Source organism: Tahibacter harae, from assembly GCF_024437735.1.
GTDB classification, from domain to species: Bacteria; Pseudomonadota; Gammaproteobacteria; order Xanthomonadales; family Rhodanobacteraceae; genus Tahibacter; species Tahibacter harae.
Genome location: NZ_JANFQO010000030.1, coordinates 36,960 through 53,214 on the forward strand (window position 1 = coordinate 36,960; position 16,255 = coordinate 53,214).

At 67.9% G+C, this 16,255-nt stretch carries 17 protein-coding genes; 9 read left to right on the forward strand and 8 right to left on the reverse strand.

Going from position 1 to position 16,255, the window contains the following annotated elements:
* Nucleotides 1-9: 9 nt before the first annotated feature.
* The gene (locus tag NM961_RS22170) at nucleotides 10-2,055 is read right to left on the reverse strand and encodes a sodium-translocating pyrophosphatase (protein ID WP_255916619.1); all 2,046 of its coding nucleotides are present in this window, start codon (nucleotides 2,053-2,055) and stop codon (nucleotides 10-12) included.
* Nucleotides 2,056-2,537: 482 nt separating this feature from the next.
* Between NM961_RS22170 and NM961_RS22175 the strand changes: the two genes are divergently transcribed.
* Nucleotides 2,538-2,897 (forward strand): DUF805 domain-containing protein, encoded by a 360-nt coding sequence (locus NM961_RS22175; RefSeq protein ID WP_255916620.1) that lies wholly within the window; start codon nucleotides 2,538-2,540, stop codon nucleotides 2,895-2,897.
* A 43-nt stretch (nucleotides 2,898-2,940) separates the two neighbouring features.
* Here the strand turns inward: NM961_RS22175 and NM961_RS22180 are convergent, their stop codons facing one another.
* Nucleotides 2,941-4,203, reverse strand: coding sequence for a 6-phosphofructokinase (locus NM961_RS22180; RefSeq protein WP_255916621.1), 1,263 nt, complete (start codon nucleotides 4,201-4,203; stop codon nucleotides 2,941-2,943).
* A gap of 207 nt (nucleotides 4,204-4,410) precedes the next feature.
* Between NM961_RS22180 and NM961_RS22185 the strand changes: the two genes are divergently transcribed.
* From NM961_RS22185 to NM961_RS22210, 6 genes are all read left to right on the forward strand, one after another.
* A complete protein-coding gene (locus tag NM961_RS22185; protein WP_255916622.1) occupies nucleotides 4,411-4,983 on the forward strand; it encodes an adenylate kinase in 573 nt (190 codons plus the stop codon).
* A gap of 76 nt (nucleotides 4,984-5,059) precedes the next feature.
* Nucleotides 5,060-5,608, forward strand: coding sequence for a hypothetical protein (locus tag NM961_RS22190; RefSeq protein ID WP_255916623.1), 549 nt, complete (start codon nucleotides 5,060-5,062; stop codon nucleotides 5,606-5,608).
* Between the two features lie 2 nt (nucleotides 5,609-5,610).
* On the forward strand, nucleotides 5,611-6,981 hold the full coding sequence (mpl, locus tag NM961_RS22195; protein WP_255916624.1) for a UDP-N-acetylmuramate:L-alanyl-gamma-D-glutamyl-meso-diaminopimelate ligase: 1,371 nt from the start codon (nucleotides 5,611-5,613) through the stop codon (nucleotides 6,979-6,981).
* 94 nt (nucleotides 6,982-7,075) lie between these two features.
* Entirely contained in the window at nucleotides 7,076-7,696 is a 621-nt protein-coding gene (locus tag NM961_RS22200) for an LON peptidase substrate-binding domain-containing protein (RefSeq protein ID WP_305119307.1), read from the forward strand.
* 62 nt (nucleotides 7,697-7,758) lie between these two features.
* Nucleotides 7,759-8,580, forward strand: coding sequence for an SDR family oxidoreductase (locus NM961_RS22205; RefSeq protein ID WP_255916625.1), 822 nt, complete (start codon nucleotides 7,759-7,761; stop codon nucleotides 8,578-8,580).
* 88 nt (nucleotides 8,581-8,668) lie between these two features.
* Nucleotides 8,669-9,088, forward strand: coding sequence for a VOC family protein (locus NM961_RS22210; RefSeq protein WP_255916626.1), 420 nt, complete (start codon nucleotides 8,669-8,671; stop codon nucleotides 9,086-9,088).
* A gap of 82 nt (nucleotides 9,089-9,170) precedes the next feature.
* Here the strand turns inward: NM961_RS22210 and NM961_RS22215 are convergent, their stop codons facing one another.
* On the reverse strand, nucleotides 9,171-10,289 hold the full coding sequence (locus NM961_RS22215; protein WP_255916627.1) for a trans-sulfuration enzyme family protein: 1,119 nt from the start codon (nucleotides 10,287-10,289) through the stop codon (nucleotides 9,171-9,173).
* A gap of 143 nt (nucleotides 10,290-10,432) precedes the next feature.
* On the opposite strand from NM961_RS22215, the gene NM961_RS22220 reads away from it, so the two are divergent.
* Entirely contained in the window at nucleotides 10,433-11,671 is a 1,239-nt protein-coding gene (locus NM961_RS22220; protein WP_343231935.1) for an acetylornithine/succinyldiaminopimelate transaminase, read from the forward strand.
* On the opposite strand, the gene hemL is transcribed toward NM961_RS22220, so the two are convergent.
* Complete coding sequence (gene hemL, locus NM961_RS22225) at nucleotides 11,668-12,954, reverse strand: glutamate-1-semialdehyde 2,1-aminomutase (protein WP_255916628.1); 1,287 nt, start codon at nucleotides 12,952-12,954, stop codon at nucleotides 11,668-11,670. The two genes, NM961_RS22220 and hemL, sit on opposite strands and share 4 nt — an antisense overlap.
* Nucleotides 12,951-13,589, reverse strand: a complete 639-nt coding sequence (thiE, locus tag NM961_RS22230; protein WP_255916629.1) for a thiamine phosphate synthase — start codon at nucleotides 13,587-13,589, stop codon at nucleotides 12,951-12,953. The genes hemL and thiE overlap by 4 nt, the downstream gene beginning before the upstream one ends.
* Nucleotides 13,590-13,649: 60 nt before the next feature.
* On the opposite strand from thiE, the gene NM961_RS22235 reads away from it, so the two are divergent.
* Nucleotides 13,650-13,892, forward strand: a complete 243-nt coding sequence (locus NM961_RS22235) for a rubredoxin (protein WP_439334240.1) — start codon at nucleotides 13,650-13,652, stop codon at nucleotides 13,890-13,892.
* Between the two features lie 30 nt (nucleotides 13,893-13,922).
* Here NM961_RS22235 and NM961_RS22240 read toward each other — a convergent pair whose 3' ends face one another.
* The 3 genes from NM961_RS22240 to NM961_RS22250 all read right to left on the reverse strand — a co-directional run bounded on the left by NM961_RS22240 (nucleotide 13,923) and on the right by NM961_RS22250 (nucleotide 15,866).
* Nucleotides 13,923-14,753, reverse strand: a complete 831-nt coding sequence (locus NM961_RS22240; protein WP_255916631.1) for a SirB1 family protein — start codon at nucleotides 14,751-14,753, stop codon at nucleotides 13,923-13,925.
* A gap of 302 nt (nucleotides 14,754-15,055) precedes the next feature.
* Nucleotides 15,056-15,493 carry a DUF192 domain-containing protein gene (locus NM961_RS22245; protein ID WP_255916632.1) on the reverse strand — a complete coding sequence of 146 codons (438 nt, stop codon included), beginning with the start codon at nucleotides 15,491-15,493 and terminating at the stop codon, nucleotides 15,056-15,058.
* A 43-nt stretch (nucleotides 15,494-15,536) separates the two neighbouring features.
* Nucleotides 15,537-15,866, reverse strand: coding sequence for a PilZ domain-containing protein (locus NM961_RS22250; protein ID WP_255916633.1), 330 nt, complete (start codon nucleotides 15,864-15,866; stop codon nucleotides 15,537-15,539).
* Nucleotides 15,867-16,255 lie beyond the last annotated feature (389 nt).

A 16,255-nucleotide genomic window follows, 5' to 3' on the forward strand; every position in this document is an offset into this window, starting at 1 on the left:
CCGGCTCCATCAGCCCGACATTTTCACCAGCAGCGGCACCAGCAGCAGTGCGACCAGGTTGATGATCTTGATCAGCGGATTCACCGCCGGGCCGGCCGTGTCCTTGTACGGGTCGCCGACGGTGTCGCCGGTCACCGCTGCCTTGTGCGCGTCGGAACCCTTGCCGCCGTGGTGGCCGTCCTCGATGTATTTCTTGGCGTTGTCCCAGGCGCCGCCGCCAGTGGTCATGGAAATGGCCACGAACAGGCCGGTGACGATGGTGCCGATCAGCAGCCCGCCCAGGGCCTGCGGACCGAGCAGGAAGGCGACAACGACGGGCACCAGCACCGGCAGCAGCGAGGGAATCATCATTTCCCTGATCGCCGCCTTGGTCAGCATGTCGACGGCGCGGGAATAGTCGGGCTTGGCCTTGCCTTCCATGAGGCCGGGGATCTCGCGGAACTGGCGGCGCACTTCCTCCACCACCGCGCCGGCCGAGCGCCCCACGGCTTCCATCGCCATGGCGCCGAACAGGTACGGGATCAGGCCGCCCAGGAACAGACCGATGATGACCATGTGGTTGGACAGGTCGAAGCTGACGACCTTGCCGGCCGCTTCCAGGTTGTGGGTGTAGTCGGCGAACAGCACCAGCGCCGCCAGGCCGGCCGAACCGATGGCATAGCCCTTGGTCACGGCCTTGGTGGTGTTGCCGACCGCGTCCAGCGGATCGGTCACCGCACGCACTTCCGGCGGCAGCTCGCTCATCTCGGCGATGCCGCCGGCGTTGTCGGTGATGGGGCCGTAGGCGTCCAGCGCGACGATCATGCCGGTCATGGACAGCATCGAGGTGGCCGCGACTGCGATGCCGTACAGGCCGCCCAGGGTATAGGCGCCCCAGATCGAGGCGCAGACCGCCACCACCGGCCAGCCGCAGGAACGCATGGACACGCCGATGCCGGCGATGATGTTGGTCGCATGGCCGGTGGTCGATGCCTGGGCCACATGCCGCACCGGGCCGTATTCGGTCGCGGTGTAGTACTCGGTGATCACTACCATGGCCGCGGTCAGGCCCAGGCCGATCAGCGCGCAGCCGTAGATCTTCATGGGACCGACCAGGGCCGTGGCCATGAACGCCGTGGTGATGGGATAGAAGGCGATGGCCGCGAGCACGCCGGAGACGATCACGCCGGCGTAGAGCGCGTTCATGATCTTGGCGCCGGGCTTGGTCTTGACGAAGAAGGTGCCGATGATCGAGGCGATGATGGACACGCCGCCGAGCAGCAGCGGATACAGCGCGGCACTGGAAGCGTCAATGCCGATCTTGGCCGCCATGATGCCGCCGAGCAGCATGGTCGCGATCACGGTCACGGCATAGGTTTCGAACAGATCTGCCGCCATGCCGGCGCAGTCGCCGACGTTGTCGCCCACGTTGTCCGCGATCACCGCCGGATTGCGCGGGTCGTCCTCGGGAATGTTGGCTTCCACCTTGCCGACCAGATCGGCGCCGACGTCGGCGCCCTTGGTGAAGATGCCGCCGCCCAGGCGGGCGAAAATCGAGATCAGGGACGAGCCGAAGGCCAGGCCGACCAGCGCATGCAGCGCGTCGTTGACACTGTAGTCCAGCTTGAGCAGCACGGCGTAGTAGCCGGCCACGCCGAGCAGGCCCAGGCCGACCACCAGCATGCCGGTGATGGCGCCGCCGCGGAACGCCACATCCAGCGCGGCGCTGAGCCCGCTGCGCGCGGCCTCGGCGGTGCGCACGTTGGCGCGCACCGAGATGTTCATGCCGATGTAGCCGGCGAGGCCGGAGAGCACCGCACCCAGGGCGAAGCCTATGGCGGTGGACCAGTGCAGGGCGAAGCCCATGACCACGAACAGCACGACACCGACCACACCGATGGTCGTGTATTGCCGGTTCAGATAGGCGCGTGCCCCTTGCTGGATCGCCGCGGCGATTTCCTGCATCCGTTCGTTGCCGGCCGGCTTGGCCAGAATCCAGCTGATCGACCAGCCACCGTAGGCGATGGCCAGAACCGCACACGCCAGGGCAATCCACAAACCGTACTGTTGCAGCATCGAACCCTCCCGTCCAAACCCAATTGCTCGAATGCCCGAGCAGGCCGGAGGTGGGTGCCGATTGTTGGCCGGAGTCGTACTGACAGTCTCGCCGTCCGGGCTTTCCCGGGCGGCATGCAGCTTCCGGACACGCAATCGCCCCGTTCGCCGCCCCGTTCCCCCGGGCTTGCGAACCTGACGGCACACTCAAGCGGAAGTACAGCAGACCTACCGGCCGAGTATAGCCACGGATCGGCGTTGTGGTTTTTTGCGCTGCAATACATCGGTGTCCGCGGCGGCGCTGCCCCGGTATCCGGAGGCCGCGCTTCTTCGCCGCGCGCCGGGGAATGCCGGCCGGCCTGTTCGGTGCGGTCCGCCGCGTTCGCTCTGGCCTTCAGCGCGCGTTCTTTGCGTTGACTCCGGCGACCCCGGCCCTGCGGGGCGGTCGCCGGGGCGCCGTCCGCGGGGTGCGGCCGGCATCGCCAATCAATGGGAGACCGATCATGAGCTGGGGGCAATTGCTGTTTTCGTTTGACGGGCGCATCGGTCGCGGCGCGTACTGGGGCTTCGTCGTCGCCGTGCTGGTGCTGTTCCTGATCCTGGGCTGCGTCATGTTTTTCACTACGGACATGAGCAATCCGCAGGCCGGCGGCGGCATAGGCAGCGTGCTTGTCGTGATCGCCAGCCTGGCGGTGATCTGGCCTTCGCTCGCGGTGCAGGCCAAGCGCTGGCACGACGTGGACAAATCCGCCTGGTGGATCCTGATTGGCCTGGTGCCGGCGGTCGGCGGCCTGATCGCGCTGGTGTTCAACGGTTTCCTGCCCGGCACGCCGGGGCCGAACCGCTTCGGCAACCCGAGCTGAGCGGAGCCGGCCGCGCCGCAATTGGCGGCGCGGCCGGACCGGTTCATTTGTCGGCGATGACGTATTCCGGCAGCTTCTTGGCCACCAGCACTTTCTTCAGGCGGGCGTACTTGGGCAGGCCGTCCTTGGCGTAGGGCGGATAGGCTTCGCCGCGGATCAGCGGTTCCAGGTATTTGCGCGCCGCTTCGGTGATGCCGTAGCCATCCTTGCGGATGTAGTTCTTCGGCAGCTTCTTCTCGTGGTTGGCCACCTTGGCCAGCGGTGCCGCCTCGATCTTCCAGCGGTAGGGCGCGTCCGAGGTGCGCTTGATTACCGGCATGGTCGCGTTCTTGCCGGCCAGGGCCATTTCCACCGCGGCCTTGCCGACCGCCGTGGCGTGCTCGAAATCGGTCTGCGAGGCGATGTGGCGGGCCGAGCGCTGCAGATAGTCCGGCAGTGCCCAATGATACTTGTAGCCAAGTTTGCTCTTGACCAGCTGCGCCAGCACCGGCGCCAGGCCGCCGAGCTGGCTGTGGCCGAAGGCGTCGCGGGTGCCGGCTTCGGCGAGGAATTCGCCGGCCGCGTTCTTCAGGCCTTCGGAGGCGATGACGGTGCAGTAGCCGACCTTTTCCACCGTGGCCTTGACCTTGGCCAGGAAGGCTTCCTCGTTGAAGGTGACTTCCGGGAACAGGATCAGGTGCGGCGGTTCGTCGGCGCTCTTGCCGGCCAGGCCGGCGGCGGCGGCGATCCAGCCGGCGTGGCGGCCCATCACTTCCATGATGAATACCTTGGTCGAAGACTCGGCCATGGATTCCACGTCGTAGCCGGCTTCGAGTATGGACAGGGCGGTGTACTTGGCGACCGAGCCGAAGCCGGGGCAGCAGTCGGTCACGGCGAGGTCGTTGTCGACCGTCTTGGGCACGCCTATGCAGGTCAGCGGATAGCCCAGGGCCTGGGCGATCTGCGACACCTTGTGCGAGGTGTCGGCCGAATCGTTGCCGCCGTTGTAGAGGAAATAGCGGATGTCGTGGGCGCGCAGCACCTCGATCAGGCGCTCGTACTGGGCGCGGCTCTGCTCCAGCGATTTCAGCTTGAAGCGGCAGGAGCCGAACGCGCCGCCCGGCGTGTGCCGCAGCGCGGCGATGGCGGCGGCGCTTTCCTTGCGCGTGTCTATCAGTTCCTCGCGCAGCACGCCGATGATGCCGTTGCGGCCGGCCAGCACCGGCACGCCGGCGGCGCGGGCGGTTTCGATCACCGCCGCCGCGGTGGCGTTGATCACGGCGGTGACGCCGCCGGACTGGGCATACAAGAGCTTGCCTTGACGCATGAAAAACTCCTAATCGGGCGGCGCGGGCGGCCGCCGTGCTGGTTTGGAAAGGCGTGGGCCGGGCGCTGCGGCGCGGCGGGCAGCGACAAATCGCCGCGCCGGGCCGCCCCGGCCGTTGTTTGACTAACCGGGTGGCGCCCGCTAGCGTTCACGTACAAGTCTAACCTAGGCCCGGTTTGCCGCGGCCTCTCCAGGAATCATCCATCCATGCGTATCGTGCTACTCGGGGCGCCCGGTTCGGGCAAGGGCACCCAGGCGGAAATGTTGAAGACTGAATTGAAAATTCCGCACATTTCCACCGGCGACCTGCTGCGCGCCGCGGTCAAGGCGGGCACGCCGCTCGGGCTCAAGGCCAAGGCCGTGATGGATGCCGGCCAGCTGGTCTCCGACGATATCGTACTGGGCATGCTGGAAGAGCGCCTGGCCCAGCCCGACGCCCGCGCCGGCTTCATCCTGGACGGCTATCCGCGCAACCTGGCCCAGTGCGAAGCCCTGCAGCAGCTGCTGGAACGCCTGCAGCAGCCGGTCGACGTGGCGCTGCAGCTGGTCGTCCCCGGTGAACTCATCGTTGAACGCCTGGCCGGCCGCGCTGCCGAGCAGGGGCGCAAGGACGACACGCCGGAAACCGTACGTGAACGTCTGCGCGTCTACGCCGAGCAGACTGCGCCGGTCGCCGGCTACTACGAGCAGCAGGGCCGCCTGACCGTGCTCGACGGCGTAGGCGAACTGCGCGAAGTCTACCAGCGCATCCTGTCGGCCCTGCCGCGCCGCGCGGCCTGAGCCGCCGCCGGTTGCTGCGCTGCCCGCGCCGCGCGTCCGTTGCGGACGCCGCGGCGTGAGCCCAACGGAACCGCCCATGCCTGAATTCCTGTCCATCCTGCGCGACATCGTGCTGCTGCGGCGCGGTCCGCAGGATCTGCCGTATTCACCGTCCGCACTGGGCACGGTGGCCGTGGCCACGGTGGCGGTGTCCGGCATTGCCAATTCATTGCTCGGCGAGGGCATGGAAGTCGCGATGGTGCGCACCGCCGTGCTGGTCGCGCTGAGCCTGGGCCTGCTCTACCTGCTGCTGCTGTCGCAGCAGCGCCAGGCCCGCTTCAATCAGACCGCCCTGGCCAGCCTGCTCGTGTCGGCGGTGTTCTCCCTGGTATTGCTGCCGGTACTGGCCCTGTCCGGGCCGCTGCCCACGCCGGGCACGCCGCCGGAGAGCGTCACCGGCACGCAGATGCTGAGCATGCTGCTGATCATCATTGCCGGGCTGTGGAAGTTCGTCATCGATGCGCACATCCTGCGCCATGCGCTGGAGATCCGCTTCATGCCGGCCCTGCTGATCGCGTTTGCGATGGAATTGGCCGTGACCGTGCTGGTCAGCGCGCTGTTCGGCAAACCGCCGGAAGGCGCCTGAGCATGCGTCTGCATATCCTGGGCATCTGCGGCACCTTCATGGGCGGCGTCGCGGCGCTGGCGCGCGAGCTGGGGCATGACGTCGAAGGTTCCGACCAGAACGTCTACCCGCCCATGAGCACCCAGTTGGAACAACTGGGCATCCACCTGAAATCCGGCTATTCCGCCGCGCATCTGCAGCCGGCGCCGGACCTGGTCGTGGTCGGCAATGCGCTGTCGCGCGGCAATCCGGCGGTGGAACATTTCCTCGACCAGGGCCTGGACTACGTCTCCGGCCCGCAGTGGTTGGGCCAGCAGGTGCTGCGCGGCCGACAGGTGCTGGCCGTGGCCGGCACCCATGGCAAGACTACGACCAGCGCCATGCTGGCCTGGATCCTCGATTGCTGCGGCGCCGAGCCCGGCTTCCTGATCGGCGGCGTGGCGCAGAACTTCCCGGTGTCGGCGCGGCTGGGCCGCGGCCGCGCCTTCGTGATCGAGGCCGACGAATACGATACGGCCTTCTTCGACAAGCGCTCCAAGTTCGTCCACTACCGGCCGCAGATTGCCATTCTCAACAATCTGGAATACGACCACGCGGACATTTTTCCGGATGTGGAAGCGATCCAGCGCCAGTTCCACCACCTGGTGCGCACCGTACCGGGCAATGGCCGGCTCATCGTCAACGCCGAGGATGCACGCCTGGCTGAAGTGCTGGCGCAGGGCTGCTGGACGCCGGTCACGCGCTTTGGCCTGGACAGCGGCGACTGGCAGGCGCGCCTGGTCGCGGCCGACGGCAGCGCCTTCCGCGTGCTGGCCGGCGGCGAAGACCGCGGCGAAGTGCGCTGGGAGCTGATCGGCCGGCACAACGTGATGAATGCGCTGGCCGCGCTGGCGGCCGCAGACGCCGCCGGCCTGGACACTGCCGCGGCCATCGCCGCCCTGGCCACGTTCCGCAGCGCGCGGCGGCGGCTGGAGCGGGTGGGCGATGTCAGCGGCATCGCGGTCTATGACGATTTCGCCCATCACCCGACCGCGATCGCAACCACCCTGGCCGGGCTGCGCGCCCGCGTCGGCGCGGCGCGCATCCTGGTCGGGCTGGAGCCGCGTTCCAATTCCATGCGCCAGGGCGCGCATGCGCAGGAACTGGCGCCGTCGCTGCGCGACGCCGATGCGGTGGTGCTGCTGCAGCGGCCTGAACTGCCCTGGGATGCGGGCCAGGTGGTGGCCGGGCTGCAGGGCCGCGGCGCAGCGGCCGCGAGCGTGGACGCGCTGCTCGCCGCGCTGAAACAGCAGGCGTGCCCCGGCGACCATGTCGTGTTCATGTCCAACGGCGGCTTCGAGAATGCACCGCGGCGCTTCGTGGCGGCGCTGGAGCAGGACCCTCGCGGGACGTAAGGCCGGCGGCCTGGTCCCGCGTCGGACGGGACGAACACAGCGGGTGCCGCCGTGCAGGCGCTGTGCACAAGCCTTCCGCCGGCCAGGCATCGCCTTGAACGCCCCGGCCGCCTACACTGCCGGCGTGAACCAGGACGATATCCCGCTGTTTCCCCTCAATACCGTGCTGTTTCCGGGCGGCTTGCTGTCACTGCGCATCTTCGAGCCGCGCTACCTGGACCTGGTACGCGAATGCAGCCGCAACGATTCGGGTTTCGGCGTCTGCCTGATCCTGGCCGGGCGCGAGAGCGGTGAGCCCGCCACGCCGGCGGCGGTGGGCACCGTGGCGCGTATCGAAGACTTTTATTCCCTGCCTGACGGCCTGCTCGGTATCCGCGCCCGCGGCGGCCGGCGCTTCCGCGCGGGCGCCACGCGCGTGCGCGACAACGGCCTGGTCCACGGCCAGGTGCGCTGGTGGCCGGACGAGCCCGCTGTGGCGCTGCCGCCGGAATACAGCCTGCTCGCGCTGATTCTCGAACGCCTGCTGGAACAGGTCGGCGGCGAACATGCCCAGGCCGGGCGGCGCCGTTTCGATGATGCGAGCTGGGTCGGCTTCCGTCTGGCGGAATTGCTGCCGGTGCAGCCGGCCGAGCGCCAGCACTGGCTGCAGCTGACCGATCCGCTGCAGCGCCTGGACGGATTGATGCGCTGCATCCCGCGTTTCCAGGCCGCCTGACTCTTGCCCTGGCGGCGGCAGTCGCCGATGCTCGGGCATCCCTGAACGTCATCTGGAACGCCATGAATCATCTCAAGGGCCGCACCTTGTTCATCACCGGCGCCTCGCGCGGCATAGGCTTAGCCATCGCCAAGCGCGCGGCCCGCGACGGCGCCAACATCGTCATCGCGGCCAAGTCGAACGTGGCCAATCCCAAGCTGCCCGGCACCATCTACAGCGCTGCGGAGGAGATCGAGGCCGCCGGCGGCAAAGCCCTGCCGCTCAAGGTCGACGTGCGCGAGGAAGCCGAGGTGCAGGCCGCCGTTGCGAAGGCGGTGGAGCATTTCGGCGGCATCGACATCCTGGTCAACAATGCCAGCGCGATCTGGCTGGCCGGCGTGTCGGGCACGCCGATGAAGCGCTACGACCTCATGCACCAGGTCAACGTGCGCGGCAGTTACCTGTGCACCCAGGCCTGCCTGGCGCAGCTGAAGAAATCGCTGAACCCGCACGTGCTGATGCTGGCGCCGCCGCTGAACATGGCGGGCAAATGGTTCCAGCACCACACCGCCTACACCATGTCCAAGTACGGCATGAGCATGGCTGCATTCGGCCTGGCGGCGGAACTGGCCAAGGACGGCATCGCCGTCAACGCGCTGTGGCCGCGCACTGTGATCGACACCGCCGCGCTGGCTATGCTCGGCGGCATGGCCCGGCCGGAGAACTGCCGCAAGCCCGACATCATGGCCGACGCGGCGCACTGGATCTTCACCCAGCCGGCGCGCCAGCTCAGCGGCCAGTTCCTGCTCGACGAGGAAGTGCTCAAGCGCGCCGGCGTGAAGGATTTCAGCCACTACGCAGTGGCGCCGGGCAAGACCTTACTGCCCGATCTTTTCCTCGATTGAAATTTCCGGCCGGATTTCGCCGCGTGCGATCCGGCCCGCCACGGCGACGCCGCAGCCGGCGCCGCCCAGCCTGAATCTGGAGCAAGCCATGCGTTATCTGCATGCGATGGTGCGAGTGCGCGACCTGGAAGCCTCGCTGCGTTTCTTCCGCGACGGCCTGGGCCTGGTCGAGACCCGGCGCAAGGATTATCCCCAGGGCCGTTTCACCCTGGTCTACCTCGGCGCGCCGGACAATCCCGAGGCCGAGATCGAGCTGACCTACAACTACGACGACGAGGACTACGGCGGCGCGCGCAACTTCGGCCATCTGGCCTTCGGCGTGGACGATATCTATGCCGCCTGCGAGCGGTTGCAGCGGCATGGCGTGACCATCAACCGGCCGCCGCGCGACGGCCGCATGGCCTTCGTGCGTTCGCCCGACCACATCTCGATCGAACTGCTGCAGAACGGCGAGGCGCTGCCGCCGCGGGAGCCCTGGGCCTCAATGGCGAACACCGGCGCCTGGTAGCGCCGGTGTCGGGATTCGATTCGAAGAGCGCGGCGCGGCTGCAATCCGAATCCTGTCATCCCGGATCTCGAATCCTGAATTCCTAGCCAAGCGCCTGCTGCAGATCGGCGATCAGATCGTCCGCATGCTCCAGGCCTACCGACAGCCGCAGCAGATCCTGCGGCGAGACCGGATTCGGTCCTTCCACCGAGGCGCGATGCTCGATCAGGCTTTCGCAGCCGCCCAGGCTGGTGGCGTTGTGGATCAGCTTCAGGCGTCCGGCTGCGGCCAGGGTCGCTTCGCGGCCGCCGGCTACGTGGAAGCTGAGCATGGCGCCGAAGTCGCGCATCTGGCGCGCGGCGACGGCGTGGCCGGGATGACCGGAAAGACCGGGGTAGTTCACCGCGGTCACGCGCGGATGGGCGGCGAGGAATTCGGCCACCCGGCGTGCGTTGGCGCAGTGCCAGCTCATGCGCGCCGGCAGCGAGCGCAGGCCGCGCAGGGTCAGCCAGGCGTTGAACGGCGCCAGCACCGCGCCGGTGACATGGCGCCGGTGCAGTGTGCGTTCGTACAGCTCGTCCTTGCGCGCGAATACCAGCGCACCGCCCATGACGTCGCTGTGGCCGCCGAAATACTTGGTGGTGGAATGCATCACCGCATCGGCACCCAAGGTCAGCGGCTGCTGCAGCGCCGGCGTGGCGAAGGTGTTGTCGCAGAACAGCAGGCTGCCGTTGGCCTTGGTCAGCGCGGCAATTGCGGCGATGTCAGTCACTTCGAGCAGCGGATTGGACGGCGTCTCCAGCCAGACCGCACGCACCGAGGCATCGAGCCGGGCGGCGAGGGCGGCCGGCTCGCGCATGTCCACGGCTTCGGTCTGCACACCGCGCTGGGGCAGGAATTCGCTCAGCAGCACGCGCAGGCCCATGTAGCAGTCGCGCGGGTAGAGCAGGCGCGAGCCGGCGGGCAGGTATTCCAGCAGCGCCGTCATCGCCGCCATGCCGGAGCCGAAGGCCAGTGCGGCCTGGCCCTGTTCGAGTGCGGCCACGGCGGTTTCCAGGCGGTCCTGGGTCGGGTTGCCTTCGCGCACGTATTCGTAACCGGCCACGCGCTCGCCGGCGGGGCCGTGGCGGAAGGTGGTCGACATATGGATGGGCGGCGCGATCGCGCCGGTTTCCGCGTCGGGCTCGCCGCCCGCATGGATGGCCAGGGTTTCAAAGCGCATGGTGGTCTCCGCCGGTTGTCGCCGCAGTGTCGGCAGGCCCGGCGCAAATGACAAAGGCCAATGGTCGCAATGGCGTTGATACCGCCGGCTGCGGCGGCGGCGTGCCGCATAATGGCCGGATTCGCCCTTCGCCGGAGCTGTCCGTGAGCACAAGCCAAGCCTCGCCCGAAACCGCCGCCCTGCTGGGCCTAGCCGACCGCTACTACGTCCCGGTTTACCAGCCGCGCCGCATTGTGCTGGAGCGCGGCCAGGGTTCGCGCGTCTGGGACAGCGAAGGCCGCGACTACGTCGACTTCGGCGCCGGCATCGCGGTGAATTCACTGGGCCATGCCGATGCGGAACTGCTGCAGGCGCTGCAGCAGCAGGCGCAGAAGCTCTGGCATACCAGCAATGTCTTCGTCAGCGAACCGCCGCTGCACCTGGCCGAGGAACTGGTCGCCGCCTCGGGCTTCGCCGAGCGTGTTTTCCTGTGCAATTCCGGCGCCGAGGCCAACGAGGCCGCGATCAAGCTGGTGCGCAAATGGGCTGCCGCCAACGGCCGTGCGCCCGAGCGCCGGGTGATCCTGACCTTCCACGGCTCCTTCCACGGCCGCACCCTGGCCGCGGTGACGGCCACCGCCCAACCCAAATACCAGCAGGGCTACGAGCCGTTGCCCGGCGGCTTCCGCTATTGCGCCTTCAACGATCTGGCCGCGGTGGAAGCGGCGATGGATCAGGGCGACGTGGCCGCGATCCTGGTCGAGCCGGTGCAGGGCGAAGGTGGCGTGGTGCCGGCCGCGCCCGGCTTCCTGGCTGGCCTGCGCGGCCTGTGCGAGCGCCACGATGCATTGCTGGTTTTCGACGAGATCCAGTGCGGCATGGGTCGCAGCGGCAAGCTCTGGGCCTGGCAGCACGACGGCGTCGCGCCGGACATCCTCACCGTGGCCAAGGCGCTGGGCGCGGGTTTCCCGATCGGCGCGATGCTGGCCAATGCGCGCGTGGCCGAAGTGCTGCAGTTCGGCGCGCACGGAACCACCTTCGGGGGCAATCCGCTCGCCGCAGCGGTGGCGCGGGTGGCGCTGCGGCGCCTTGCCGAGCCGGCCCTGCTGGCCAATGTGCAGCGCCAGGCGCAGGCGCTGCGCGACGGGCTTGCGGCGATCAACCAGCGCCTGGGCCTGTTCGCCGAGGTGCGCGGCCGCGGCCTGATGCTGGGCGCGGTATTGGCGCAGGACTGGCGCGGCAAGGCGGGCGCCATCCTCGACCAGGCCGCCGCGCGCGGCCTGTTGCTGCTGCAGGCCGGCCCGGACGTGCTGCGTTTCGTGCCGGCGCTGAACATCGCCGACGCGGATATTGGCGAAGGCCTGGCGCGGCTGGGAGCCGCGCTGGCCGATCTGAAGGCTTAAGCCTGGCGCGCCTCGCGCAGCGCCTCGCGCGCGGCGCGCAAGGTTTCGGCGATCACGTCGTCGTCGTGCGCGCTGGAGAGGAAGCCGGCCTCGAAAGCCGACGGCGCCAGATAGACGCCGCGCTTGAGCATGCCGTGGAAGAAGCGGTTGAACAGCGCGGTGTCGCAGGCGGTAGCCTGGGCGAAAGTTTCCACGGTCTGGTCGGTGAAGAAGATGCCGAACATGCCGCAGACTTGGTTGGTCGTCATCGCCACGCCGGCTTCCACCGCCATCGCGCGCAAGCCGTCGGTGAGCAGGCGGGTCTTGCGTTCGATCTCCGCGTAGAAGCCCGGGGTCTGGATCAGCTCCAGCATCGCCAGGCCTGCGGCCATGGCGACTGGATTGCCCGACAGCGTGCCGGCCTGGTAGACCGGCCCGGCGGGTGCGATCTGCTGCATGACCTCGCGCCGGCCGCCGTAGGCACCGACCGGCATGCCGCCGCCGATGATCTTGCCGAAGGTGGAAAGGTCCGGCGTGATGCCGTACAGCGCCTGGGCGCCGCCCAGGGCGACGCGGAAGCCGGTCATTACCTCGTCGAAGATCAGCAGCGCGCCGTGCTGGGTGCACAGCTCGCGCAGGCCCTGCAGATAGCCCGGCCGCGGCGGAATGCAGTTCATGTTGCCGGCGACGGGCTCGATGATCAGGCCGGCGATGTCGCGGCCGTGCTCGGCGAACAGCGCCTGGGCGGCGGCGAGGTCGTTATAGGGCAGGGTGAGGGTGAGATCGGCCAGGCCGGCCGGCACGCCCGGCGAGGTGGGCACGCCGAAGGTCAGTGCGCCGGAGCCCGCCTTGACCAGGAAGGCGTCGCCGTGGCCGTGGTAGCAGCCCTCGAACTTCACGATCTTGCTGCGGCCGGTAAAGCCGCGGGCCAGGCGGATCGCCGCCATGGTCGCCTCGGTGCCGGAATTCACCATGCGCACCATTTCCACCGCCGGCAGCAGGCGGGTGATGGTCTCGGCCATGGTCACCTCGGCCGGGCACGGCGTGCCGAAGGACAGGCCGTTTTCTATCGCCCGGGCCACGGCGCTGCGCACGTGCACATGGTTGTGGCCGACGATCATCGGCCCCCAGGAGCCGACGTAGTCGATATAGCGCCGGCCTTCGACGTCCCACAGATAGGGGCCGTCGGCGCGGGCAGTGAAGAACGGCTCGCCGCCTACGGACTTGAAGGCGCGCACCGGCGAGTTCACGCCGCCGGGCATGAGCTGGCGGGCGCGGTCGAACAGTTCGTGATTGCTGGTCATGCGGAAGTTTTCCGGGCTGAGGAGAACAGCCGGGCATAGGCCGCGGCGGCGGCGGCGATGTCCGGGGCTTCGAATAGGTCGCTGATCACGGCCAGGTAATCGGCCCCGGCCGCGACCAGGGCGGCGGCATTGTCCGGCCGTATGCCGCCTATGGCCACCCGCGGCAGGCCCAGGCCGGCGCTGTCGCGCAGCAGGTCCAGGCTGGCGCGGCGGGCCTGGGGTTTGGTCGGCGAGGGGAAGAAGGCGCCGAAGGCCAGGTAATCTGCGCCGGCGGCGGCGAGCCGGCGCGCGCGTTCGAGATCGTCGTAGCAGGACACGCCGATCACGGCATCGCCCAGTCTGGCCCGGGCGGCGGCGATATCGCCGTCGTCCTCGCCCAGATGGACCGCGCGGGCGCCGCAGGCCAGGGCCAGCTCGATGTCATCATTGACCACGAACAGCGCCCCGTGCGCCGCGCACAGCGCCTGCAGGGCGGCGGCTTCCTCGCGCCGGCGCGGCGCGTCGGCGGTCTTGTCGCGGTATTGCAGCAGCGCCGCGCCGCCGCGCAGGGCGGCGGCGGCGGCCGGGATCAGGTCCGGCCGCGGTCCGTTGGTGATCGCGTACAGGCCGGGCGGCGGCAGCAGGGGATGGCGCATGGGCAAGCGAAACCGGACAGGCGGAACCGGTGGATTCTGGCCTATTTGAAGCCGGGTGCGTTGCACTGCGACAATGCGCGCCCTCTTCGCCAGGCCCCTGCATCCATGAGCGCAGCCCCGACCGCATCCGACGCCCCGTTCCGCACCTTCATGTGCGTGGTCTGCGGCTACCTCTACAACGAGGCAGAAGGCTGGCCCGCCGATGGCATCGCGCCAGGCACGCGCTGGGAAGATGTACCCGACACCTGGACCTGTCCGGACTGCGGCGTGACCAAGTCCGACTTCGAGATGGTCGAGGTCTGATCCTCCCGCGGGCCGCCACGCCCGCGCGATTCAATGCAGCCGCTCGGCCTTGGCGGAACTGGCGATCAGCAGATTCATCACCGCTTCGGCATCCTCGGCCTGCGGCGCCAGGGCGAGATAGCGCCTGAAGTCGTCCCGCGCGGCGCGGTGATGCTCCAGCTTCAGGTACAGATTGCCGCGCTCGCGGAATTCGGCCACGGCGAACGGATCCAGCGTCACGATACGGTCGGTGCAGCGCAGTGCCTTGTCCCAGGCTTCATTCTGCACATAGCCCAGGCGCAGGTTGCGCAGCATGCGGGTGACGATGGCGCGGTGGCTGGCCGGTTCGAGCAGGGTGGCCAGGCGCTGGTCGTCGATCTCCCGCGCCGACAGCTCGCTGCGGGCACGGCGGCGCAGTTCCGGCAGATCCAGGGTGCGGCCGCGGTGGAACGGGTCCAGCACTACGATGCCGCCTTCCAGCGGCATGCGTACCAGAAAATGGCCGGGGAAGGACACGCCTTCCAGTGGCAGGCTCAGCCGTTGCGCGAGCGTGATCTGCACTATGGCCAGCGAGATCGGGTTGCCCAGGCGCCGGTCCAGCACCTCGTTCAGGTAGCTGTTGCGCGGATCGAAATAGTCGTGCTCGTCACCAGCGAAACCCAATTCCTCGAACAGGAAGCTGTTGAGGCGGCTCAGGCGCTGCGTTTCGTCGGCGTCTTCCGGCAACTGTTGCGTCAGGCGGCGGGCGTAGTCGTCTACGCGGTGTTCGTAGTCGCCGCAGGCCAGGCCCGGATATTCGTCCTTGGCTACCAGCAAGGCGGCGGAAAGCAGGGAAATGTCGTGGTCGGCGGCGTGTTGCAGGCTTAGCCAGGGATCGTTCATGCGATTCCTCCTGCTGCTGTGGGCATGTTACCCCATGGCGCCGAGTGTGCAGGAACACCTGTCACGATTGCGCCATTTCCGGGACAGCAGTGCGGCATCTGCGGATGCGTCAATGGCGCTGCATCCGGGCCGGATGCCAGCTTCAAGAGTCACGCCATGAAACAGTTCGTACCGCTGAGCGACGACGAGCTTTACGCCATGCTGGCCGCATCGATGCCGCTGGTGCCTTATCAGACAGGGTTGCCCTGCCATCACGCCCTGCGCGTTGCGGCCGCGCCTGCGGCGGCGGGCGCAAGCGAGGTTCAGCGGTGGAATTCCACCTTGTCGCCGGGCTTGAGGCCGAGCTTGTCGGCGGTGCCGGCGGCCAGTTCCAGCACATACATGGCCGGCGCGCTGCTGGGATAGGACGGACAGGCCGGCGTCTTGCACGGCGGTACGTTGGTCTGGGCCGAGACCATCTGGAAGCTTTTGTCGAAATAGATGATGTCCAGCGAGATGAAGCAGTTCTTCATCCAGAACGCGCGCATGTCCTCGTCGCGGAAGATGAAGAACATGCCGCGGTCCGGCGCCAGGTGCTCACGGAACATCAGGCCGCGGGCCTGGGCGGCTTCGGTCTCTGCCAGCTCGACGTAGAACGTCTTGTCCTTGAGCACCACATAGGAAATCGCCTGCGCCTGCGCGCCGGAGACAAAAACAAGCAGGCTCAGCGCGGCCAGCGACCGCAGTGCGCGACGGAACATGGAGGATCCTTGCAGAAAAGCCTTGAAGACAGTGATGGGCGCTTCAGCGCGAACGCTGGTGCTGATCGATCAGTTTGGCCAGGGTGGAGAAGTGTTCCGGCGACATGTCGTAGAACTCCACACCGATGCGGCCGTTCACGATGTGCTGGATCAGCACATCGGCGACGAATTCCGGCTGGCCTGGCAGGCTGAGCACCACGTTCACGCGGCTGCCGGAATTCAGCGCCTGGCCTTCGACCTGTTCCAACATGGCGCCGTTGACGGAAAGATCCAGGATCTTGCCCGGGTTGCCGCGGCCGCTGGATTCAACGTAATAGATGCCGGAAGTGGCGTAGCGCGGTTCCTGGCGGCGGTCGTCGTAGAGTTCACCCATGATTGCCCACCGTGCGCAAAAACATGGCCGGATCCTAGCACACGGTATCGAGGCGACTTTATGTGCCGTGCGCTGGGCGTGGCGGCTGCGGGTCTCCTGATGCAATGAAAATAATCGTCGCCCCTCTTCTCAATTTCGTCGGCGGCAAGTAAGATCTATCCCCCTTCGCAGAGGCGAGCGCCTTTGGAGAAGTGGGGCGAATCGGAAGATTCGGAGCGGATTGGAGCGGTTTTGAGGGGTTGGGAAGCGGGTCTGGAAATAAATCGGACCGGCGGCTTGACGAAACGAAAAACCGATGTACGATTCGCGCCCCTTCGCTGAGACGGACGTTGGAAGCGGAGGCTGGATCGGAAGATTCAGGCGGGTTGTGCGGAGGGTTGAGTGGGTTG